25 protein-coding genes are annotated in these 21,024 nt (G+C 29.7%); 7 read left to right on the top strand and 18 right to left on the bottom strand.

Going from position 1 to position 21,024, the window contains the following annotated elements:
• Positions 1-91 precede the first annotated feature (91 nt).
• Positions 92-1,162: an Mrp/NBP35 family ATP-binding protein gene (locus tag CCORG_RS06635; RefSeq protein ID WP_025803698.1), complete on the bottom strand. Its 1,071-nt coding sequence runs from the start codon at positions 1,160-1,162 to the stop codon at positions 92-94.
• 145 nt (positions 1,163-1,307) lie between these two features.
• On the opposite strand from CCORG_RS06635, the gene CCORG_RS06640 reads away from it, so the two are divergent.
• From CCORG_RS06640 to CCORG_RS06655, 4 genes are read left to right on the top strand one after another with little or no spacing between them, the layout of a single operon-like run.
• On the top strand, positions 1,308-2,423 hold the full coding sequence (locus CCORG_RS06640; RefSeq protein ID WP_025803697.1) for a bifunctional 2-C-methyl-D-erythritol 4-phosphate cytidylyltransferase/2-C-methyl-D-erythritol 2,4-cyclodiphosphate synthase: 1,116 nt from the start codon (positions 1,308-1,310) through the stop codon (positions 2,421-2,423).
• Positions 2,420-3,298, top strand: a complete 879-nt coding sequence (locus tag CCORG_RS06645; RefSeq protein WP_025803696.1) for a DNA-binding transcriptional response regulator — start codon at positions 2,420-2,422, stop codon at positions 3,296-3,298. The genes CCORG_RS06640 and CCORG_RS06645 overlap by 4 nt, the downstream gene beginning before the upstream one ends.
• The gene (locus CCORG_RS06650) at positions 3,267-4,433 is read left to right on the top strand and encodes a sulfate adenylyltransferase (protein ID WP_025803695.1); all 1,167 of its coding nucleotides are present in this window, start codon (positions 3,267-3,269) and stop codon (positions 4,431-4,433) included. The genes CCORG_RS06645 and CCORG_RS06650 overlap by 32 nt, the downstream gene beginning before the upstream one ends.
• A gap of 9 nt (positions 4,434-4,442) precedes the next feature.
• Positions 4,443-4,958, top strand: a complete 516-nt coding sequence (locus CCORG_RS06655) for a phosphatidylglycerophosphatase A family protein (RefSeq protein ID WP_025803694.1) — start codon at positions 4,443-4,445, stop codon at positions 4,956-4,958.
• A gap of 28 nt (positions 4,959-4,986) precedes the next feature.
• On the opposite strand, the gene CCORG_RS06660 is transcribed toward CCORG_RS06655, so the two are convergent.
• From CCORG_RS06660 to CCORG_RS06670, 3 genes are read right to left on the bottom strand one after another with little or no spacing between them, the layout of a single operon-like run.
• Entirely contained in the window at positions 4,987-5,424 is a 438-nt protein-coding gene (locus CCORG_RS06660) for a hypothetical protein (RefSeq protein WP_025803693.1), read from the bottom strand.
• On the bottom strand, positions 5,421-5,654 hold the full coding sequence (locus CCORG_RS06665; protein WP_034971777.1) for a hypothetical protein: 234 nt from the start codon (positions 5,652-5,654) through the stop codon (positions 5,421-5,423). The genes CCORG_RS06660 and CCORG_RS06665 overlap by 4 nt, the downstream gene beginning before the upstream one ends.
• Positions 5,641-5,895 carry a hypothetical protein gene (locus tag CCORG_RS06670; RefSeq protein WP_025803691.1) on the bottom strand — a complete coding sequence of 85 codons (255 nt, stop codon included), beginning with the start codon at positions 5,893-5,895 and terminating at the stop codon, positions 5,641-5,643. Before CCORG_RS06670 ends, CCORG_RS06665 begins: the two co-directional genes overlap by 14 nt.
• A 69-nt stretch (positions 5,896-5,964) precedes the next feature.
• Here CCORG_RS06670 and uvrB point away from each other — a divergent pair, with 69 nt between their 5' ends.
• Together uvrB and CCORG_RS06680 are read left to right on the top strand one after the other, a co-directional pair.
• Positions 5,965-7,941, top strand: a complete 1,977-nt coding sequence (gene uvrB, locus CCORG_RS06675; protein WP_025803690.1) for an excinuclease ABC subunit UvrB — start codon at positions 5,965-5,967, stop codon at positions 7,939-7,941.
• Positions 7,942-8,356: 415 nt separating this feature from the next.
• The gene (locus tag CCORG_RS06680) at positions 8,357-9,499 is read left to right on the top strand and encodes a tyrosine-type recombinase/integrase (RefSeq protein WP_172658567.1); all 1,143 of its coding nucleotides are present in this window, start codon (positions 8,357-8,359) and stop codon (positions 9,497-9,499) included.
• 93 nt (positions 9,500-9,592) lie between these two features.
• Here CCORG_RS06680 and CCORG_RS06685 read toward each other — a convergent pair whose 3' ends face one another.
• The 3 genes from CCORG_RS06685 to CCORG_RS06695 are packed head-to-tail and all read right to left on the bottom strand — an operon-like array spanning position 9,593 to position 11,155.
• Positions 9,593-10,603 carry a relaxase/mobilization nuclease domain-containing protein gene (locus CCORG_RS06685; protein ID WP_051487284.1) on the bottom strand — a complete coding sequence of 337 codons (1,011 nt, stop codon included), beginning with the start codon at positions 10,601-10,603 and terminating at the stop codon, positions 9,593-9,595.
• Entirely contained in the window at positions 10,593-10,910 is a 318-nt protein-coding gene (locus CCORG_RS06690; protein ID WP_025803688.1) for a plasmid mobilization protein, read from the bottom strand. The genes CCORG_RS06685 and CCORG_RS06690 overlap by 11 nt, the downstream gene beginning before the upstream one ends.
• Positions 10,904-11,155, bottom strand: coding sequence for a hypothetical protein (locus CCORG_RS06695; protein ID WP_025803687.1), 252 nt, complete (start codon positions 11,153-11,155; stop codon positions 10,904-10,906). Before CCORG_RS06695 ends, CCORG_RS06690 begins: the two co-directional genes overlap by 7 nt.
• Positions 11,156-11,522: 367 nt before the next feature.
• Between CCORG_RS06695 and CCORG_RS06700 the strand changes: the two genes are divergently transcribed.
• Positions 11,523-12,275, top strand: a complete 753-nt coding sequence (locus tag CCORG_RS06700; protein ID WP_232088122.1) for a replication initiation protein — start codon at positions 11,523-11,525, stop codon at positions 12,273-12,275.
• A gap of 28 nt (positions 12,276-12,303) precedes the next feature.
• Here the strand turns inward: CCORG_RS06700 and CCORG_RS06705 are convergent, their stop codons facing one another.
• From CCORG_RS06705 to CCORG_RS06755, 11 genes are all read right to left on the bottom strand, one after another.
• Entirely contained in the window at positions 12,304-12,870 is a 567-nt protein-coding gene (locus CCORG_RS06705) for a hypothetical protein (protein ID WP_025803685.1), read from the bottom strand.
• Positions 12,871-12,923: 53 nt separating this feature from the next.
• Positions 12,924-13,358 carry a hypothetical protein gene (locus CCORG_RS06710; RefSeq protein ID WP_025803684.1) on the bottom strand — a complete coding sequence of 145 codons (435 nt, stop codon included), beginning with the start codon at positions 13,356-13,358 and terminating at the stop codon, positions 12,924-12,926.
• Between the two features lie 13 nt (positions 13,359-13,371).
• Positions 13,372-14,028, bottom strand: a complete 657-nt coding sequence (locus CCORG_RS06715) for an AAA family ATPase (protein WP_025803683.1) — start codon at positions 14,026-14,028, stop codon at positions 13,372-13,374.
• A 526-nt stretch (positions 14,029-14,554) separates the two neighbouring features.
• The gene (locus tag CCORG_RS06720) at positions 14,555-14,803 is read right to left on the bottom strand and encodes a hypothetical protein (protein ID WP_025803821.1); all 249 of its coding nucleotides are present in this window, start codon (positions 14,801-14,803) and stop codon (positions 14,555-14,557) included.
• A 104-nt stretch (positions 14,804-14,907) separates the two neighbouring features.
• Complete coding sequence (locus tag CCORG_RS06725) at positions 14,908-15,282, bottom strand: hypothetical protein (RefSeq protein WP_025803822.1); 375 nt, start codon at positions 15,280-15,282, stop codon at positions 14,908-14,910.
• 14 nt (positions 15,283-15,296) lie between these two features.
• The gene (locus CCORG_RS06730; RefSeq protein WP_025803823.1) at positions 15,297-16,301 is read right to left on the bottom strand and encodes an adenine-specific methyltransferase EcoRI family protein; all 1,005 of its coding nucleotides are present in this window, start codon (positions 16,299-16,301) and stop codon (positions 15,297-15,299) included.
• Between the two features lie 15 nt (positions 16,302-16,316).
• Complete coding sequence (locus tag CCORG_RS06735) at positions 16,317-18,272, bottom strand: type IA DNA topoisomerase (RefSeq protein WP_025803824.1); 1,956 nt, start codon at positions 18,270-18,272, stop codon at positions 16,317-16,319.
• Positions 18,272-18,613, bottom strand: coding sequence for a hypothetical protein (locus CCORG_RS06740; protein WP_025803825.1), 342 nt, complete (start codon positions 18,611-18,613; stop codon positions 18,272-18,274). The genes CCORG_RS06735 and CCORG_RS06740 overlap by 1 nt, the downstream gene beginning before the upstream one ends.
• Before the next feature lie 21 nt (positions 18,614-18,634).
• Positions 18,635-19,810, bottom strand: a complete 1,176-nt coding sequence (locus tag CCORG_RS06745; protein ID WP_025803826.1) for a type IV secretion system protein — start codon at positions 19,808-19,810, stop codon at positions 18,635-18,637.
• A 2-nt stretch (positions 19,811-19,812) separates the two neighbouring features.
• Entirely contained in the window at positions 19,813-20,094 is a 282-nt protein-coding gene (locus CCORG_RS06750; protein WP_025803827.1) for a hypothetical protein, read from the bottom strand.
• 57 nt (positions 20,095-20,151) lie between these two features.
• Positions 20,152-20,985 (bottom strand): ArdC-like ssDNA-binding domain-containing protein, encoded by an 834-nt coding sequence (locus tag CCORG_RS06755; protein WP_025803828.1) that lies wholly within the window; start codon positions 20,983-20,985, stop codon positions 20,152-20,154.
• Positions 20,986-21,024: the final 39 nt, after the last annotated feature.

The raw sequence follows: 21,024 nt of genomic DNA on the forward strand, positions 1-21,024 counted from the left end.
GTGCTATATTTATTAAAGGGTTGATTTTTAAAAATTTATAACATAAATATAATCTTGCACGACTATCAATAAAGCCGTGCAAGATTTTGATTTAACTATGTGTTGGTTGGATTTTTGAGTTATCAGCAAGAGAGTTAGAATCTATATTTTGTATTATTTCCCAAAGCCTAGATGCTGCTTTTTCATATCTTTTTGAACTAACACTCTCAGGTAAATAAAAGCTTATTGGCTTTCCTTCATCTCCACCTTCTCTAAGTGCTATCTCAATAGGAATCTGAGCTAAAATTTCAGTATTATACTCATTTGCTATAACTTCAGTTGTGCCTTTACCAAATATATCATACTCTTTACCATTATCAGGGCATAAAAACCCACTCATATTTTCTACTATTCCAGCGATTGGAATGTGAAGTTTTTCAAACATATCAAGGCTTCTTTTTGTATCATCAAGTGCAACTTTTTGTGGTGTTGTTACACAAATTCCAGCACTTACTGGCACACTTTGAGCAAGAGTAAGCTGTGCATCACCTGTTCCTGGTGGCATATCTATAAATAAAACATCCAAATCACTCCACGATACATCGCTTAATAGCTGACTAATAGCTTTCATTATCATAGCTCCACGCCAAATCAAGCCCTGTCCTTCAGGAATCAAAACCCCCATACTCATCATCTCTAGACCATGAGTTTGAATCGGGCGAATGTTTTGTCCAACAACAACTGGCTTTAAATTCTCACTGCCAAGCATTCTAGGAATATTTGGACCATAAATATCAGCATCTAATACCCCAACTTTAAAGCCTAGTTTTGCCATTGAAATAGCTAAATTTACAGTCGTTGTGCTTTTACCAACGCCACCTTTTCCACTACTTACCATTATAAAGTGCTTGATTTGTGGGGCGATATTTTTGCCACTTATCGTATTACTTTTCTCAACAGGCGGTTTTGGCTGAGTTATATTAACTTTAGCTTTTCCTAAAACTCTAATAATCTCATCTTCTACACTCTTAGCGACTTCTGGTCTAGCTGAAACTATCTCAACATCGATAACAGGCGTATCACCTTCTTTGATATCTTTAACAAAACCAAACTCAACAATGCTCTTTTTAAAGCCAGGATAGATGACGGTTTTTAGTTTTTCTAAGATCTCATCTTTTTTCATATTTTCTCCTAAATTTAAACTTTGGAAATTATAACTAAAATTTGATAATGTAAATTTTATAAATTCCAACACTTAAATTTATATAATTTAAAATCATTTTTAGCCCAACTTGTGTATAATTGTAACATTTTAAAAATTAGGGAAAATGATGGATATATCTTTAGTGCTTTTGGCTGCTGGGTCTGGGTCTAGGATGAAAATTGCTGCTAAAAAGCAGTGGCTAAGAAGCGGAGAAGATCCTTTTTGGCTAGTAGTAGCTAGGAATTTTAAGAGTTTTTATAAATTTAAAAAAATCATCATAGTTGGCGGGGTTGATGAGATAAAGTATATGAGTGAATTTGACTCAAGCTTTGAATTTGTAGCAGGCGGATATGAGAGGCAAATTTCACTAAAAAATGCTCTAAAAGAGGTAAATTCTGAGTTTATAATGGTAAGTGATGTAGCAAGAGTTGGGGTTACAAAAGATCTAACCTTAAGGCTTATTCAAGAGTGCGTTAAATTTGACTGCGTAAGTCCATATTTAAGCGTTAGCGATACAGCTTATTTGGGTGAAAATTTAATAAATAGAAATGAACTAAAACTTATCCAAACTCCACAAATTTCAAAAACATCTTTACTTAAAAAAGCTCTGCAAAGTGATGAAAAATTTACAGATGATAGCTCAGCAGTAAAAAGCGTAGGCGGTAAACTTGGATTTATAAAAGGCGATATTAAAGCCTTTAAACTAACTACAAAAAATGATCTTTTAAAGCTAAATTTACCCTCTCCTAGCAGTGAGTCTTTAAGTGGAAACGGCTATGATGTGCATAAATTTGAAAGTGGCGATGGACTTATGATATGTGGTGAGAAAATTCCTTGCGAGTATAGCTTTGTGGCTCATAGTGATGGAGATGTCGCATTTCACGCATTAAGTGATGCTCTGCTTGGGGCAGCTGGACTTGGCGATATAGGTGAGTTTTTTCCTGATACAAATCCAGCTTTTAAAAACGCAAACTCAGCCGAGCTTTTAAAACAAATCCTTCAAATCATAAAAGGATATGGATATGAAGTAGTAAATGCTGATGTTACAATACTTGCTCAAACACCAAAACTAAGTCCATATAAAGCTAAAATGAAACAAAACATAGCTGAAATTTTAGGCACAAAAAGAGTAAATGTAAAAGCCACCACAACTGAAGGACTTGGATTTGTTGGTAAAAAAGAGGGAATTGCCGCAATAGCAACGGTAAATTTAAACTATTTTGACTGGACGAAAGTATGAAAATTCTAATAGTAGAAAACGAAGTTTACTTAGCTCAAAGCATTGCTGCAAAGCTTACAAGCATTGGTCATGAGTGCGAAATTTCTGTCAAACTAAAAGATGTTATGGCTTATGAAAAATTAGATGCACTGTTATTATCAGCTAATATGTTTGGCGAAAATATCTACGATGTTATTAAAAAATTTCAAGACTCAATCATAATAATGCTCATATCTTATATCAGCAACGATACGGTTTCAAGACCTTTAAAATCAGGTGCGAGCGATTATATCCAAAAGCCATTTATGGTTGAAGAACTTCTTAGAAAATTAGAGCATTTTAGAGAATTTAATAGTTTAAAAAAACTTAGAAATTCTTTTGAAAACTATATGGATTTTTATTTTTTGGATTCTAAAAATTTTGAATTTAAAAACCTAAAACTTCCACTCTTTTTAAACTCTAAAAATTCTAAAATTTCAGATGAATTTGCATATAAATACTCTAAATTTATAAAGTCTGATTTTAACGTTATAAGCTTAGATGATAAGAATTTAGACTCTTTAAAAAGACTGAATTCATACTCATATTTACTAAATTTTAGTTCACTTAAAAACAAAGAGCAGTTTTTTGAGATTATCAAAAACAGACCATTTATAATAAACGCAAAAGGCGTAGATATTTCGTTACCTTTTGAAACGCTAAATTTAGAAAGTGATAAAAATTTTAGCATGATTGATGACATCTTAACTGTTGATGAGTATTTTAAATTTGTGATAAAAAACTATCAAGATAGCTTTTCAGATACACAGTTAGCTAAAAAACTTGGAATTTCAAGAAAATCTTTATGGGAGAAAAGAAAAAGATATGGCATCCAAAAACATAACAATATCGTCTGAAATTTATGGTCTTTTAAAACTTATAAAAAACCAAATTTTATCTAAGTTTAACACTTTGATGGATGAAGCTCAAATTGATGAAGTAGTATCAACCAGCCGTTTAAATGGCGAACTTATCCCATATGCTTATATATTTGCCCCAGCTGGAGAAAGCAACCAAAGTATAGTAAAAAAGGCAAATTTAGGTGATGAAATAGAGCTTTTACTTGATGAAAAACCTGTTGGTAAAATATATGTAAATTCAAGCTTTAAGCATAAAAATTACTGGAACTATTTTTCCATTTTTGAAGCAAATGCTATCGCTACAACGCCTAAAAATGAAAAAAAGTGGTGCTTAAGTGGAGAAATAGAAATTTATAATGACGCTTTAGAAAAACAAAAAAAGGATTTTTTAGCTATTAAAAAAGAGCTAAATTTACAAAAAGTAACAGCTCTTATGCTAAGCGCAAACCCATTTCATAGAGTCCATGAAAGGCTTATTAGGCTTACTATAGATAAGGCTGATTTTGTTTTGCTTTTTTTAATTAAAAGCTTAAAAGAAGACGCTTTAGAGTATGAACTAAGGCGTAAAACGCTTGAGTATTTTGTAGATAAATTTCTACCAAAAGATAGAGTTAAGATTATTTTATTTTCCAACACGACTCTTTTTTGTGATCATAAAAATCCAGAACTTGAGTGCATCGCAGCTTGCAACTTTGGCGCAAATAAAGTCATAATCGGGCAAAATCATGGCTCTATTGGGATGTTTTACGATGAAAACCAACCTCAAACTATAGTCGATAAAGTTAGAGCAAATTTAGATGTAGAAATTTTAGTAATGCCTGAGTTTGTCTACTGTAATGAGTGTGGTACAATAGTTAGTTCAAAAACCTGCCCACATGGCGCTCATCACCATGTAAAATATAATAGTGATGCTATAATAGAGCTTTTAAGGGCTGGAATTTTGCCACCTATGATTTTGATGAGAAAGGAGATTTCAGCTATTATTTTAAGCGAAATTCATAAAAATAGATTTAAAAATTTACAAAATGTATATGATAAACTATTTCCAAATAACGGTATTTTAGAAACGCACACTGAGTTTGACTTTTATAAAGAGTTAGCCAAACTCTACCAAACAACTTCACTTATTTAAAGGAAAAATATGAAATTCAATAGCAAGACAAACAAAATAATACTAACATTTTTTGGCGCAGGGCTTTTAAGACCAGCACCTGGCACTTGGGGAAGTTTAGCTGGTCTTATAGTAGCACTTCCTATAGTTAAATTTCTAACCTTAGAAAGTCTTTTTTTATTAGCCATACTTTTTTTGCTTATTGGCATTAGCGAAACAAACAAATATGAAGCAAATGGCGGAGAACACGATAATTCTAGCATAGTAATTGATGAAGTTGTAGGAATCTGGATAACTTTAAGTATGGGCTTAGCGGTTACAGCAAACAATGAAAAACTTAGCATCTTAGCTTGTATTTTAAGTTTTGTATTTTTTAGAGCTTTTGATATCAAAAAACCATCTATTATAGGCAAAATTGATAGAGATGTAAAGGGCGGATATGGCGTAATGTTAGATGATGTTGTAGCTGGATTTTTTGCTGGGCTTGGGGTTTTAATAGTACTTGGAGCGATGATTAAATTTGGATATTCTCATCTGATATTTTAGCCTAAAAAGGGTAAGATTTTACCCTTTTTTAATAATTTAACTTAGTTTTTCTAAGTTGGCTAAATTTGGGATTGCTAGTAAATTCTCTACACTCAGGGCTATTATCACTTGTTCCATTAACAAAAATGTAGTTTTCATTTCCATCAGGTTTTATCTCAAATGTAGCACACCAATAAGCCGTGCCATCAGGCTTTTTGATACCATAAAGGTATGACTTACCAATTTCTAATCTATCATTTGAATTCTCAAAACCTTGAGCTGATGTCATAAGCCCTATTTGAGTTAAGTTACCATACTTCATATTGTAACTTCTAATATCTTCAATAGCTGTTTCTAACTCACTCAGTGCTTGAAATGTTAGTATTTGATTACCAGCGCCATCCTTAAATTTAGGAACTATAACCTTAAAAATAACAAATAATACAATAGCAATAATTACAAGCCCTTCAACGCCACCTTTTTTCATTTTATCTCCTCTATTTCAAGTAAAATTTCATTTATGCCTTTTGTCTGCAGATATTTCTCATAGCTTTTCTTTACAAAAGCACCAAGAAGATCCTTAGCATCAAGGTTATTATTATGATCTACTATACCTTGAAGCTCTTCCTTTAAAATCTGGGCAAAATCGTCCTCAACAGTTATCTTATAAGACCTTGATAGCGATCTACTTGTTATGTAAACCTCAAGCTCTTTCACTATTTAAAACATCCTCGATCTCTTTAAACAGCTCATCATCACTTAAATTTTTAACCGTCATATCCTCTTCAAGCTTATCAAGCTGTAAATTAAGTGCTTCATTTTGAGCTTTTGTAGCTGTTAGTTCATTTCTTAAGCTCTCATTTTCACTTACTACACTCTTATACTTATTGATAAGTTCTTTAACCTTATCACCAAGAGTTGGAACAATATTGTCACCATCAAAACTATTTTCAAACATTAACCGCCCTCTAAATTTGATATAATGTTAAAGATTATACCAAATTTATTATAAAACAAAAGGATATAGTTGAAAAATTTTGAATTAATTAGTAAATTTAGTCCAAGCAAAGACCAACAAAATGCAATTGATGGCATTGTTGATTCTATTTTAAAAGGTAATAAATATCAAACTTTGCTAGGCGTTACTGGAAGTGGAAAAACATTTACCATGGCAAATGTTATAAAAAATTTAAATATTCCAACTTTGATAATGACACACAACAAAAGCCTTGCAGCACAGCTTTATAGCGAATTTAAAGGCTTTTTTCCAAATAATAAAGTTGAGTATTTTATAAGTTATTATGATTATTATCAACCAGAAGCTTATATACCAAGGCAAGATCTTTTCATCGAAAAAGATAGCTCGATTAACGACGAACTTGAAAGGCTTAGACTTAGCACAACTGCAAATTTACTAAGCTTTGATGATGTTATAACGGTGGCTTCTGTTTCAGCAAACTACGGTTTAGGAAATCCAGCTGAGTATCAAGGCATGGTTATGTTTTTAGAAAATGGCTATAAAATTTCACAAAAAAATATGCTTATAAAGCTTATTGAGATGGGCTATACTAGAAATGATAACTTTTTTGATAGGGGAAATTTTAGAGTAAATGGCGATGTGATAGATATCTATCCGGCTTATTTTAACGATGAAGCAGTAAGGATTGAGTTTTTTGGCGATGAGATAGATGAAATTTATCATTTTGATTTTTTAGAAAACAAAAGAACGAAAACTATAAATAAATTTATCCTTTATCCAGCAAGTCAGTTTATCGTAGGAGAAAACCGCTTAAAAGAAGCGATTAAAGGCATTGAGATAGAACTTGATGAAAGGCTTAAATTTTTTAGCGACGCTGGAAAGCTGGTAGAAGCTCAAAGGCTAAAGCAAAGAGTTGAGTTTGATTTAGAGATGCTTAGAGCTACTGGATCTACAAAAGGAGTTGAAAACTACTCTAGATATATAACAGGTATGAAGCCTGGTGGGACGCCATATTCGATGTTTGATTATTACGAGATAAAAAACAAAGATTATTTAGTAATTGTAGATGAAAGTCATGTGAGTTTGCCGCAATTTAGGGGAATGTATGCAGGTGATAGAAGCAGAAAAGAAACGCTTGTGGAGTATGGATTTAGGCTACCTTCCGCACTTGATAACCGCCCTTTAAAATTTGATGAGTTTATAAATAAAAAGGGTAAGTTTTTATTTGTCTCAGCAACGCCAAATGAGTATGAGATAGAACTTTCCAAAGGAAAAGTATTTCATCAAATTCTTCGTCCAACTGGTCTATTAGACCCTGAAATTATCCTAAAAGATAGCGATAATCAAGTTGAGATTTTACACGATATGGCAAAAGAGGTCATCGCAAGAAATGAAAGAGTTTTAGTAACAGTTTTAACCAAAAAAATGGCAGAAGAACTAACAAAATACTACCTTGAACTTGGCATAAAAGTAAAATATATGCACTCAGACATTGACGCTGTTGAGAGAAATGAGTTAATTAGAGGTTTAAGGCAGGGAAGTTTTGATATATTAATTGGTATAAATTTACTCCGCGAGGGGCTTGATCTTCCAGAAGTTAGCTTAATAGCTATAATGGACGCTGATAAAGAGGGGTTTTTAAGATCACGCACAAGCTTAATCCAAACTATGGGAAGAGCTGCAAGAAATGTAAATGGAAAAGTTGTGATGTTTCATAAAAAAATCACAAACTCAATGCAAGAAGCAATCGACATCACGCAAAAAAGAAGAAAATATCAAGATGAGTATAATAAAGCAAATGGCATAGTGCCGCACTCTGCAAGTAGAAATTTAGAAGATAGTTTAAAGCTAGAAGATGCAGCTGAAATTTTAAGAGCGAGTAAAAATTTAGAAAAAATACCAGCAACTGAAAGAGCAAAAATCATAAAAGAGTTAAGAAAACAGATGCTTGAAGCAGCATCAAATTTAGAGTTTGAAAAAGCAGCTAGTTTAAGAGATGAGATAGCAAAGATTAAGGAGATTTGAGATTTTGATAATACAAATATTAGCTTTATATCGCAAAATATATAATAGAATTGTATACTTGCTTTATTAAAGTTTTTAAAAATCTTCATTAATTTTATCTAAATATTATTATATAATTATCCAAGGTATACTACCAAGATAATTTGTGATAATGAATATAGCCTTCAATTAATGAAGTTAAAAAACAAAAACATAAATCGTTAAAATATTCTAAAACTGGAGATTAAAAGCAAAATTTGTAATAATGGCTCCGGATGTTGGATTTGAAAATAAACATTTCTTAAAATATTATAAAACACTACAAAATACCATCAAACCCCCTAAAATACGGATTTAAGTGATTTAAGCTTGTTTTAAAGTATTACATTATATCATGCATCATTATAAAAACAAAGGGGAAATGAAGGGGAAAAATATGGCACTAAAATCATATAATAAAGTTTATAATACAACTAAATTTCCAGGTATTAAAATATATATAAAAGATGACAATGACATAGTTTTTTATATGAGGCAAGATGGAAAGGATATTAAAATAGGCTCTAAATCCGAAGGTGTAAATATCACATATGCTTTTAACAAAAAGAAGGAATTTGACATTCAAATTAGAAATGGAGAACTGCCAGATAGTATAGCAAAAAAATATCAAAACAAAAATGTAACTAAATTTAACGATATAGCGTATCATTTTTTTAATTACAAATTAGAAAACAATCTCGGTACTAAAAAAAATATCGATGAACAAATTGCTATGTATGAGATGTATCACAAAAACAAATTTGGAAATTTACAAACCAATGAGATAACTTCAGAGCTTATCGAAGAGCACTACAAAAGCATTAAAGAGATTGTATCGCCCAAGACAAAGAGAAAGCTTTCCCAGTCAAGAATAAATTCAATAATGGGACTAATTAGAACCATTTTTAACCACGCTATAAAACACAAGTTAATCAAACATTTAAATCCATTTAGCATTGAGATAAAAAAGCCTGACAACAAAAGAGAGAGATTTCTAGAAAAAATTGAAATAGAACTTCTAAGAGAGGAGATAAAAAAGAAAAATGATTTTGATTTAGAGCTTTTTATAGAACTTGCTCTTTGTACTGGCGCAAGGCTTGAAAGTGTATTGAGCATAAGAAAAAAAGATCTCTCCTTATCTGCAAGAAGCGTAAATATAATAGATTTTAAAGCAAAAAATACAAGCAATAAGAGATACACTGGATTTTTAAGCGATGAAGTCTTGTCTTTAATAAATCAAATTTATAACTCATTGTCCCCAAATGATCTTCTTATAAATAAACCGTATGCAACCGTTCAAAATGTTATTCAGCCATTATTAAACAAACTTTTTAACCAAGGATTAGAAAATGATGATTTTTCGAATAGAGTTGTAATACACACTTTAAGGCATACATTTGCATCTCATCTCGCAATTAAAGGAACGCCCATTTTAACTATCAAAAAACTTATGAACCACTCAGACATAAGTCACACTTTAAGATATGCAAAACTTGCACCAGATAGTGGCAAGGATGCGATAAAAGAACTATATAATTAATAAAACCACTTGAATATAATTTAAAAATATAGCCATTTTACTATTATATTGCGTAGCAGATCCTATAAATTTGAAACTTAAAAGATAAACGCCCTATTTTGTTTTCATATATATTTCCTTAGAGCTATTTTTCATTTTTGATGCTCTTTCCATAAATTCTGATAAAACTCCATTTGTAGATTTGACATATTGTCTAAGGTGTCGTTCATTTTCTGCATGCTGTCTTCTAAATTGATCAATGCTTTTGACAACTGATCTAACACCTTCAAAAAATCCTTCTCCCTTCGCTCTAAGGCCTGCATTAAAGCTTGTTCCACTATTAACTGATTCATATATTGCCACCTCTTCTTGGTATTTTTTAATTTTTTCATATTTCTCTTTTTTTAAATCATCAAAGGATTTTAAATCCATAAATTTATTACTAAAAATTTCGCCTTTAAAACGCCTAGATTTTTTTGAATTTAAATGTTTTACTGAAATATAGTCTTTGCCTATTCTACTGACTAAAAAACCGCTATTTTTTATAAAATTTATCACATCATCTCTACATTTAAATTTTCCATTATTATGTAGTGATTTTATACTTTTTTCTAATTCTATGTATTTTTCATCCAATTTTGTTTTTCTTGAGCCTTTTAAAAAATGTTCTTTTTGTGGATCTTTTGGATTGCTAAAACCAAATTTTAAATTTATCTCGTTTTGCCACCGATCAACTCTATAAAAATCTTTTTTGTGCCAATATGGATTAAAGGACTTTTGTGTATTTAAATTGATTTTTGGTATTACAAAATTTAGCTCTAAACGACCTTTGTCACGATGCTGGACCCAAAGTATATTGTATTCATCCATATTTTCACCAAAAATCATTTTTTCAAATTGATCCATTATCTCTATTTTTAAATTTAAGTCTATATCAGACTCTTCAAAACTCAGGCAACCAATGCATACCTTTTGTTTTTTCTTAATAAATTTAATAATGTTTCTCGTTAAACTAGGATAGCCCTTTAAAACTATAGCACTACCTTCATCTACTCGATGATTTAAAAGATAGTCTATTGCCTTTACCGATCCACCACTTTTGTTTTGAAAAAATTTAACTAACATCTTTTTCTCCTTCTATTTTTTTAAAAATTTCGTCTAAAAGTTTGTAAATTTCTGCTAAGATATTTAATAAATAATCACTACTTAATTGCTCTTTGCTACTTATTGTAAGTGCAACTTGATTTAAAATACTTACGACTTTTGATAACTTATATATAGTTATTTTGTCAAATTTATGGACAGGTGGCTTGGCCGAGACCAAAGTATGCCTAATATACTCAGAGATATTTACTCCAGCTAGAGCTGCTTTAAATTTAACTTTTTCAAATGTCTTAGAGTCCAATCTTAGGCTTATTTTTCTTACTAACATATTTTTTGCCTTGCATTTGTCAAGTATTCGGCTATTGAAACAAGAGTAAAAATTAACCTTGAATTTTTAGCACTTCCTATTTTTTGATAGGTTGGCACATCCCTTCCTTCTTTGATCCTTATATCTAACGTAGATACAGCTATACCAAGCACGCTAGCTGTCTCTTTTCGATTTAAAGAATATCTTTTAGGAAACTGTCTTTCTAGGCTTTGTAACGTTTTTTCAAAGTAAATCTCATTATTCATACATAAATCCTTTTTGTATTTAATTATATAAATCATGAGTCATTTTTGTAAAAAATTATATGAATTTTAAAATTTGTGACTAAAATGTGGCGATTTGTTGTGTTTTGTAGTGATTTAATGCAAAAGTTGGATAAACACTAAGCTTCAAAAAAGATATTTACTAAATAAACTATGCCAAACCTAAAGTGATGCAACAAATAAAGATTAAAAGATGGGTAAAAAGTGTGAATTTTAGTAAAATATTGATGTTATACTTATTAAATTTAAGCTTCAATACATTTAAAGTATCTTATACTAGCACATAAAATTGAAAACTGCGAGGTATAAGATGTGTGATTTTTCTTTCTATTTTGAGAAAGGGGATTTTGTGCTAGAGGCTACACATAAGGTTAAAAAATCAAGTGGTACTTTTGTTTGTCAAAACAAAATGAATTCTATATTGTTTCCTATAAATTTTACAGCTAGAGATTATGACATATTTTTTACTATTTGTTGGTATGCTAAACAAATGGGATATTCTGAAAATAGAGGTTTTATTGAGATGCCATATTCAGAAATTGCAAGATTTTATGATTTAAATCTTAATAAAACTAGATTTAATGATGAAGTTAAAAATTTTCGTTCTAAAGTCATTGGGCGAGATGGTACTGCAATATATAGATCTGTAGAAATAACAGATGATGATGAGATAACAACGGTTGGTGTATTTTTTACAGAAATTCAGACATACAGAAACAGACAAATTTTAAAATTTAAAGTCAATCCTTTAGGCTTAGATATCCTTTTTAGTTCATTAAAATTTATGAAGATAAATATGTATGATTTTGTGTCTATTCGAGGTAAATTTGCAAAAACATTATATCGTCTCTTAGTTCAGTATGAAAATTCAAAACCTGATGATAATGGTTTTAAATGCGTTAAATTTAATCGTTCAGAATTTGAGAATTTAATGGCTGTTCCAGAATATTATAAGTCAACAAATATTGATTCAAGGGTTATTGAGCCATCTCTAAAAGAGTTAAATGAAAACTATTTTAAAAAACTTATTTTTAAAAAAGAATTTTCTAAAAATGATGATAAAAAGATAGCTGGTTATTCGTTTAAATTTATTCTAAAATAAGCATAAAACAGATAGAGTTTAGTCCATTTTATCCTTTTATTCTCATGGCTATGTATTCATCTAATTCTAGGTCATAATTCATAGCTTCTGCCTTAAATTGCATAAGCTCTTCAAATGTAAATATATCTTCCAATTCATAAGATGCTTTTATTTTTATTTCTGAATAAGCCCTTATACTCATACCTAAATTTTTAGCATTATTTTGAATTATTTGCCTATTGTTTTTATTTGTTCTTATTCCAATAGCTCTATTTTTTTCTTCTTCATTTGTTTTGTTTGACTGCGGTGCTTCTGTTAATCCCATTTTAAATTTTATAAATTTTTTAATACCTATATTGTGCCATTCGGCTTTTTGATAAATAAAAGATAGCAATTCATCTTTTATATGCAATATTTCTGTCATTAGTGCCTGCTCTACCCATTTTGTTAATGAAATTTTTGGATATCTTTTTTTGATTTTATCTGCAAGCTCTCTTGATAATATTACTTGAATAAAAACATCCCTTTTTTGTTTTTTTGTATCTTTTTGTGTTTCTGCACCATCTATAAAGTCTTCTAAATTTTCAGTTGAATTTGTAGTTCTTTTAAAGTTCATTTCTATCCCTTTTTATAGTGTATTCTATTTTTATATTGTTCATTTTTGCTTCTTTAAATTTTAATGTTTGGTATATTATTTATTCTTTCCATATTTTTTCTTTTTTTAATTTCTTCTTTTTCTTCTTCTTTTGCCTTAAAACTACTATATTCTTCTTTTAATTTTATAACCATGTCATCTCTTTGCTTTTGAGTTGTTAAACTATAATCACATAAGAATCCATAGGAAGAATAATCATATTCGCATATATTTTTACATATTTCATGGTCTTCAAAATACGAGCAAAATTCCTGTGGTATAAAATTTGGTTTGTCTGTTTCAAATGATTTTTTTTTATTATTAGTTTTTGTAAAAGCATCATAAGCATCATAAAGAGTAGGTAAAAGACTAACAAATGTAGCATATACAAGAGTACATATAAATGTTCCTGCCGCAATATTTATCATAATATCCATAATATCGTTTTTTTTATTTTTATTAATACCCATTTTAAAAGTCCTTTTAAAAATTACACTGCAATAGTTCATTACATAGGCTTTTAATTTCGTTTTCTGCCTTATTTTTGTCTTTTATCTCTACTACTCCAAGACCTAGCTGTGTGGCTACCTTATATCGTTCTCGCTCATATATAATGGTCTGGGCTAGTTTTATATAATCTTGTTCTATTTCTTCTATAAAACTTTTTAGACTCTCTATTTTTTTGTATAGGAATGGATTTGTGGAGGCTCTGTTAATTACAATATAAGCTATTAGTTTCTCATTTTGCTCTTTTGCCATCTTTATTACATTTACCATTTTATCTAGTACACTTACATCAAATTGGCTTGGAATTGTTGGAATTATAACCATATCACTTAGTGCGATAGCTATTCTCATTTCTCTACTATCTCGTCCGCCTGTGTCAATGATTACATCCTTATCTTTAGGGCAACATTGTAAGAATTCTTTTAAATTTTCACCATATTTGTATGTAAAATCAAAGATTTTTGGGTGGTTTTCTTCATTTCTTATATTTAAAAATGTAGCTATAGATTTTTGTGGGTCTGTATCTATTAGTAATGGTAATTTATTTTTGGATATGCTCTGACTTATAGCCATATTTAAAGCAAGAGTACTTTTTCCACTTCCTCCTTTTTCATTACAGATTGATACTATCATTCCAGTTTCCTTGCTATTAAAATTATATAAAATTATAGCAACTTATAGCTTAAATGTAGTTTATTTTAAGTGTATTTGTAGTGTATATTTAAGTATATATTTAGTAAATTATAAGTATAGATTTTAGTTTATTTTAAGTGTATTTGTAGTGTATATGTAGTTTATTTACATTTTTTATATATTTCTATCTATTTGCCATATAGATTATATTTTTAGGAACATTTTGTAATTTTTTCAATTTATTAAATCACTTGTAAAGCACGATAAAAAGGGGATAAAAGCCTATTTATTAAAACTTAATTATATCTTAAAGTTAAAAAACCAATCATTTTATATAACAATTATCTTATCTTCTGTTTCTTTCTCCCTTTTTTGAATTTTATATACTTAAATTTACTACTAAATCTTGTATTTTTTATTAAAATAAGTTTATTATTAGTGTATAGTTAGTTTTAATTTTGAGTTTTTTGTTAGTTTAAAATGAGTTTATTTATGAGTTTATTTGAAGTTAGAATCTAGTTTAATATCAGTTTTTTTCTGATATTAAATACCTAATTTTGATTATAAAATATAGCATTGCGTTAAAAACTATATAGCATAATATAGCTAGTCCTATATGCATTGGACTAGCATTTATTATTTTTTCTATTCCACTTGGTGCTTTTAAAAAATAAAGCATGATATTTAGTCCCGCTCCTACTATGTGTATTATTAAAAATACCCATAAAAACTGCTTTAATGGGCTATTAAATAGATCTGTTTTACTTTCTTTCATTATTTTTTTCCTTTAAAATTCTTTCTATACGTTTATCTAAAATATATCCCATAAAACAACCCAATGTAAGTACAATAAGTGGCAAATAATCCATTTATTTCCCTTTATTCATCTATTTTGTAGTTTTGAATTCTGTTTTTTAATTCTTGCATTTTATTTTCTTCTTTTATTCTCTCTTCTTCTAAATAGTTTTTTACAAATTCTTTTATCTCTTGCATTTGTTTTTGGCTTAAAAGGGTTGAATTAAACGCTTCAACAGTTTTGGCTTCTACGCAGATTTTAGGCTCATTATTTTTGATTGTGCAGTATTTTTCAAAATAAAATTCATAACCTTTTTCACTTTGAACATCATTAATAAAAGTTCCAATGATATTTACAGAAATCCCTAGTAATGATACTATCATTACTGCTACAGGTAATATAAATAAAAAACTCTGCACCCATTCATTGTCTAAAATTTTCTTTATTTTGTCTTTCATATTTTAATTTTTCCTTAAATTTGATTTTTTAGCATAGCTCTTGGCTTTAAACCACTTTTTCTTTGAATTATAATCCTAGTAAACATCTCTTGTCCATTTAGAACAGCTGATCTTGTGTTATTTTCTTTATAATCCCATTTTACTAGTTCAGGATATAAGTCTTTTATTTCAAAATCACAGCCTAATATTTTGAATTGAGCTGGATTGTGTCTTAAAAAAAATGTAAGTGGTACGCCTATTACTCCATAGTAATCAATTGGTATATTTTTATAATTTGTTACTTCTATAATTTTATAATTATCGTATTCAGGATATTTATCTTCATTGTATCTATATTTTTTAGTTAGTTTTATCGGCTCTAAGTGTTTTACACTCTTTAAATTTGTAAACCAGCTTATATTGGAAAATCTCTTTTTTGTACCATTTGGTCGTGTAAAAATTTGTACTTGATTATTTCCTAGCCAAATTTTACCTTGTTTGTATAGCTCAAATATCTTTTTATATGTTATTGAGTATGTTCCGCCTACAATTAAAAATTGCTTATTTTCTTCTATGGCTATTTCTATGATGTCTCTAAAAAGTGAAAACGGTGGATTTGTAACTATAATATCTGCTTGTTTTATTAATTCTTTTACTTCATCACTTCTAAAATCTCCACGCCCTTGCAACTCTGTCTCTGTTATTCCATTTTCAGTGACTTCTATTTTTGTTCCTTTTGCTTTTGGGTCATTTAGATTAAAAGTTGTAGTTATTAACTTTTTTAATTCTAGTTTTTGAAAATTTAAATTAAAAAAATGATAAAAGTTACTTCTAAACCCATCGTTGCAAGGGCATATTATAATTTTATTTTTGAAGTATTCTTCGTAGTCTTCCATCTCTTTTCTTATTTCGTGGTAGCTTGTATAAAACTCATCATCTACTTCAAATTTTGCTCTCATAAAGTAGATATTTGGCTTTTTTTCTTTACCATCCATCCAACTTTTGCTATTTCTGTTTTGAAAATCTAAAATTTGACTCATTTCTGCTCTTTTTTGTTATTTTTTCTTTATATATTTATCTATAAATTTAGAGCACTCTTTAACATTTTTTTCTACATCTTTTGGAAGCTCAACATTGTTATTTTCTGCCAACTTTTTTGCTAATGCAAGTTGTTTTTCGCTTGGTGGACGAATATCTTTATCTTTATTTTTGTCTATAAATTCAGAACATATTTTCCAACTCTTTTCTATATCTTTTGGTAGTTCTATGTTTAAATTTGTAGCTAGATTTTTAGCCCATTGTAGTTGTTTTTCGCTTGGTGGTTTAGTTTCTCCACTGCTTGGTTCTTCAAACCCCATTTTTTCATGTAGTGGCTTCATAAAATCTAAATATCCAACTTTTCCATCGCTTATTTCATCTAGCACACTTTCCATTTGTTTTGTGAATTCGCTTTGAGATATCCACTCATCATCGTTCATTATAGTTTGAATAAAATTTATACCCTTATTCGTTGCCACTATATTTGCATTTTTTCCCTTTTTTTGAATTTCTATATAATCTCTTCTTAGTAAAATCGGTAAAAATGTAGCATATGTACTAGGTCTTCCGATACCTGCCTTTTCTAAAAGGGAGATAAAATTGCTTTCTTTGTATCGTTGTGGTGCTTGTTTTTTAACTTCTCCAAGTTCAAAGCCTACTATCTCTAATTCATCGCCTTGCTTTAAATTTAAGGCTATTTCTAGTGTTTCCTTGTCTTTGTCTTCATCATCTTCTATTTCTTCTTTTAAAGCCCCTTTAAAGCCCTTATAAATGCATTTACTTGTTTTTGTTTTAAAACTTAATGTTTTTATGCTTATATCGTAGGTAGTATTTTCATTAATTGCATTTTTTGCTTGACTTTGTATTGAATTTAGATAAATTAACTCATATAACACCTTTTCATCATCACTCGCATTTTCTTTGGCTGTTATCTCATTAATTTCACCATACTCATGCACATGTGATATTCTTATAGCTTCGTGAGCTTCGGCTTGGCTTTGAGCTCCTGCTTTATACTCCCTTTTTTCATACCACTCTTGATCTTTAAATTTAGCATTTACTTCATTTATAAATTCATCAGATATTGTATTGCTATCTGTCCTATGATATGTAATTAATCCTTTTTCAAATAATTTTTGAGCTAGTCCCATTGTTTTATCAGAACTAAAACCTAACTTTTTATTTGCCAATTCTTGTAATTGGCTAGTCCTTAGCGGTGCTGGTGGCTTTATTTGGCTCTGTTTTGTATCTATTTGATATACTTTTGCGGTGCTTGTGTTTAATTCTTCTATTTTTGTCTCTGCTTCTTCTTTGTTTGGAAAGATGTTATCATTCGTTGCTATAAACTCTACACCATCTTTTGTTTTTAGTTTTGCTTTAATTTTATAGCTTATTTGTTTTGAGGCTGGATTTGCTTCAAAATCTTTAATTTCCAACTCTCTTTTTACCACCAATGCAAGTGCTGGAGTTTGAACTCTTCCTACACTCATATTTTTATCATTTAGTTTGTTTATGTATTTTGGACTCATTATAAAGCCAACAAGCTTATCTCCAACTGCTCTTGCCTTAAAGCTATCAAATTCTTTTAAATTTGAGTTTGCAAATGGCACAGCTTTATCAAGTCCTTTTTTAATTCCACTTTCTGTTATCTCATGAAATTCTGCCCTTTTAATGCTTTTTGCTATGTTTTTAATAACTTCATAAACCATATAACCTATGCCATAGCCCTCTCTATCAGGATCTGTTGCAATAATTACATCTTTGCCTTTACAATCATTAAAAACTATATTCATTCTATTTTTAGCACTGCCATCTTTAAATTCAAAAATTGGCTCATAACTTTGATAATCTTTTACTATCTTTTTTGATAAAGTCTTAAAATGCCCTTGTGTGGCATAAACTTTTGCACCTGTAATTTTTGCTATTTTATCGCACTTATTTGGGCTTTCAATTATAATTATTGTGTTTTGCATCATATATCCTTTTGAACTATTTCTTTAAAATTTATTTCATATTTTGGAACACCATATTCATCTAAACAAAGACCTTTGATAGTATTACAAATGCCAACAATTAAATTTTTATCAAATTTATTGCTTCCTAACCATCTTTTTCTGCCTTTATGTTCTGCAAAAAACTCATTTTTAGGATTAGCTAACTCATAGAAACTTTTTTTATTTTCTTCTAAATTAAAAGGCTTTTCACTCATCTTGATATTGTATTGTTTGCATAAATCTACTATATCATTTAAACTAGTAATTTCATACTTTTTTGGTTTGTTTTTATGCTCTTGAACTACAATTATAAATTTCATTTTTACTCCTTTGTTATTAAATTATGGTGTGGCGTATCCGCCCCTAAATGTTTTATAAATTTTTCCTATATCTTTTCCTGCATTGACACCTGCATCAATTCCTGTTTTTCCTATTCGTCCTAAAGTTCTTCCACCAGTTGCTCTACCAAAGCTACTTAATGCTCCACCTATAAAACTTCCGCCTACTGCCTTGTTGGCTATTCCACCAAGTGCTGTTTTTCCAGCTACAGCTCCAGCTACTACTCCACCAGTTACTCCACCAGCTCCACTTTCCATCTGTGTTCCAAGAACTGCATTAATCCAACTTGGTATTCGCTTTAGTATGAATATTGCAGTTATGCAAGTAATCCCACCTGTAATTAAATACTCATATTGCTTTAAAAATAGCTCTGCGATATTGCTTTCAAATTTTTCTAAATTAGTGATTGGATTCATTGCTAAATTTAAAGCAATAAATGCAAGTGGTGCAATAAAAGCATATGATAAATAAAGCTTATACCAGCTCCATAGATATGGTCTAAATCTTGTAAAGATTAAAAATGGAATAACCAAAGGAAGTGTTGACATTATTAAAAATGCTGTAAATTTACTAAAAAATATAACTATTGTAATTCCAATTAAAAGAATAAAAAATATTATATAAAATATCCAAAACGGTATCATTAAAAATACTGTTACTACACCTGCCATTAAATAATCTGCTGGGCTATTTACTTTAAAGATACCAAAATCCCAAGCAGAATCTTGCAAGTATTCTGATGTTCCATAATCCCACATCATAGCTCTTAATTTATCTACTCTATTCATGGACTCTGTTACTATCTCTCCAAAGTCTTGACTTTGATAAATTGAACTAACTACTGCAGTTACAATATTTTCAGGAATTGTTAAAAGATATAAAATCCCAGTATATGCATTAAATGAGCTAAGTGCAGCAAAAATAAAACAAAGCGATATTGTGTATTTTATTGCACCAAATGTCTCTTCTCTTGTTGGGTAGCCGTGCTTAAGTTTATCTAATAGCCACCATATTATAATTAATATAATTATTGTTGTAACACCAGATGAATATACTATATCGTGAGCCCCTTGATAAAATTTATCAAATAACCCCATTACATTTTCTTGCATAACATCTTGGGTTTTATTTATCCAGTTGCTGTCGGTAAGTAGATCTTTTGATACTTCATTTGCCATTTTTATGCCCTTGCTATATCTTTTTTATACACTTTTGTTGATATCAGTGTTTTTCCATTACTCAATGGCTCTATATTTTTTACTCTTTTAATTTCTATCTTTTTATCATTTTCTATAACTATTTCTGTTGTTATCTCTTCTTTAAAATGGGGACTTTTCATTTCTACTACATATTCTTCTGTATGCTGATCATCTAATATATCAGTATTATTCTTGTTTGTTAGTTTGTTTTTATAGACTTTTTTATCATCAAGTCCTAAAAAATTTAAAAACTCACTTAGCATTTTATCCCCTTTAAATTTGGGGCTTTCGCCCCACCTATCCTAAGTTTCATACTTGCCTTATCTTTCCATGCCTTTATCTTGCTTTTTAGCCCTTGTTTTTGGCTTTTCTTTTGACATGTCTAGTTGTGCTGGATTGTAGTAATCAATGCCTTTATTTTGTGCTATGGTTAAGTGATTTAGTTGTTTTTCTAAATTTCCACTTATTCCTAGATTTTTACCATAATCAACTTTTATTTCATACGGTTGGGTTTTGGCTTGTTCTCTATAATTTTGGATTGCATTTAAATCTCTTTCTTTGATTTTTGTTTTATCCAAATCATCAAACTGACTTACATGGTAAAGAGTTTTGGTTTCCAATCTTGGCTTTATTGGAATTTTTTCCTTTACTGTATACTCTATTGGCTTACCAGTTTGTTTGCTGATTACTTCGTTTCCAGCCTTATCTTTTACAAATGCTTTTATTTCTTTACCATTCTCGTCAAGTTTTGGTCTCATTTCATAATCAGCAATATATAGCATTTTAACACCTTCAACTCTTGCGTCTTTACCATTTTTAGTCTTTTGAATTTCCCCAGTTTGTTCGTCAACTTTGTACTTTAATGTTCCACCCATCATGTTACCTTGTTCCATAGTCACAAACTGAGCTTTTTCATATCCCTTTATTGCCATTTCAGCTCTTAAAAGCATACTGGTCTCTCTTGAATATGTTTTGCCTGTTGAAGCGTTGTAAGGTATTGTGTTATCAACTTCTTCTTTGGTCATATTCTTTTGCCAATCAGCTTTTCCAGTTTTATGTGCTTCAAATAGCTTATATTTTGCATGTTTATCAAAACTCTCTTTTTTTTCAGCATTGGTCATTTCTTCCCAGCTTTTTCTTTTTGCATTTGCCATTTTATTTCCTTTACATCTGTTATTTACTCATAACTTTTG

Source organism: Campylobacter corcagiensis, from assembly GCF_013201645.1.
Classification (GTDB): Bacteria; Campylobacterota; Campylobacteria; order Campylobacterales; family Campylobacteraceae; genus Campylobacter_B; species Campylobacter_B corcagiensis.

Bases quoted from the DNA above. Each gene is read 5' to 3' on its own strand.
- CCORG_RS06635 (WP_025803698.1), bottom strand. From the start codon at position 1,162: ATGAAAAAAGATGAGATCTTAGAAAAACTAAAAACCGTCATCTATCCT.
- CCORG_RS06640 (WP_025803697.1), top strand. From the start codon at position 1,308: ATGATGGATATATCTTTAGTGCTTTTGGCTGCTGGGTCTGGGTCTAGG.
- CCORG_RS06645 (WP_025803696.1), top strand. From the start codon at position 2,420: ATGAAAATTCTAATAGTAGAAAACGAAGTTTACTTAGCTCAAAGCATT.
- CCORG_RS06650 (WP_025803695.1), top strand. From the start codon at position 3,267: ATGGCATCCAAAAACATAACAATATCGTCTGAAATTTATGGTCTTTTA.
- CCORG_RS06655 (WP_025803694.1), top strand. From the start codon at position 4,443: ATGAAATTCAATAGCAAGACAAACAAAATAATACTAACATTTTTTGGC.
- CCORG_RS06660 (WP_025803693.1), bottom strand. From the start codon at position 5,424: ATGAAAAAAGGTGGCGTTGAAGGGCTTGTAATTATTGCTATTGTATTA.
- CCORG_RS06670 (WP_025803691.1), bottom strand. From the start codon at position 5,895: ATGTTTGAAAATAGTTTTGATGGTGACAATATTGTTCCAACTCTTGGT.
- CCORG_RS06680 (WP_172658567.1), top strand. From the start codon at position 8,357: ATGGCACTAAAATCATATAATAAAGTTTATAATACAACTAAATTTCCA.
- CCORG_RS06685 (WP_051487284.1), bottom strand. From the start codon at position 10,603: ATGTTAGTTAAATTTTTTCAAAACAAAAGTGGTGGATCGGTAAAGGCA.
- CCORG_RS06690 (WP_025803688.1), bottom strand. From the start codon at position 10,910: ATGTTAGTAAGAAAAATAAGCCTAAGATTGGACTCTAAGACATTTGAA.
- CCORG_RS06695 (WP_025803687.1), bottom strand. From the start codon at position 11,155: ATGAATAATGAGATTTACTTTGAAAAAACGTTACAAAGCCTAGAAAGA.
- CCORG_RS06705 (WP_025803685.1), bottom strand. From the start codon at position 12,870: ATGAACTTTAAAAGAACTACAAATTCAACTGAAAATTTAGAAGACTTT.
- CCORG_RS06710 (WP_025803684.1), bottom strand. From the start codon at position 13,358: ATGGGTATTAATAAAAATAAAAAAAACGATATTATGGATATTATGATA.
- CCORG_RS06715 (WP_025803683.1), bottom strand. From the start codon at position 14,028: ATGATAGTATCAATCTGTAATGAAAAAGGAGGAAGTGGAAAAAGTACT.
- CCORG_RS06720 (WP_025803821.1), bottom strand. From the start codon at position 14,803: ATGAAAGAAAGTAAAACAGATCTATTTAATAGCCCATTAAAGCAGTTT.
- CCORG_RS06725 (WP_025803822.1), bottom strand. From the start codon at position 15,282: ATGAAAGACAAAATAAAGAAAATTTTAGACAATGAATGGGTGCAGAGT.
- CCORG_RS06730 (WP_025803823.1), bottom strand. From the start codon at position 16,301: ATGAGTCAAATTTTAGATTTTCAAAACAGAAATAGCAAAAGTTGGATG.
- CCORG_RS06735 (WP_025803824.1), bottom strand. From the start codon at position 18,272: ATGCAAAACACAATAATTATAATTGAAAGCCCAAATAAGTGCGATAAA.
- CCORG_RS06740 (WP_025803825.1), bottom strand. From the start codon at position 18,613: ATGAAATTTATAATTGTAGTTCAAGAGCATAAAAACAAACCAAAAAAG.
- CCORG_RS06745 (WP_025803826.1), bottom strand. From the start codon at position 19,810: ATGGCAAATGAAGTATCAAAAGATCTACTTACCGACAGCAACTGGATA.
- CCORG_RS06750 (WP_025803827.1), bottom strand. From the start codon at position 20,094: ATGCTAAGTGAGTTTTTAAATTTTTTAGGACTTGATGATAAAAAAGTC.
- CCORG_RS06755 (WP_025803828.1), bottom strand. From the start codon at position 20,985: ATGGCAAATGCAAAAAGAAAAAGCTGGGAAGAAATGACCAATGCTGAA.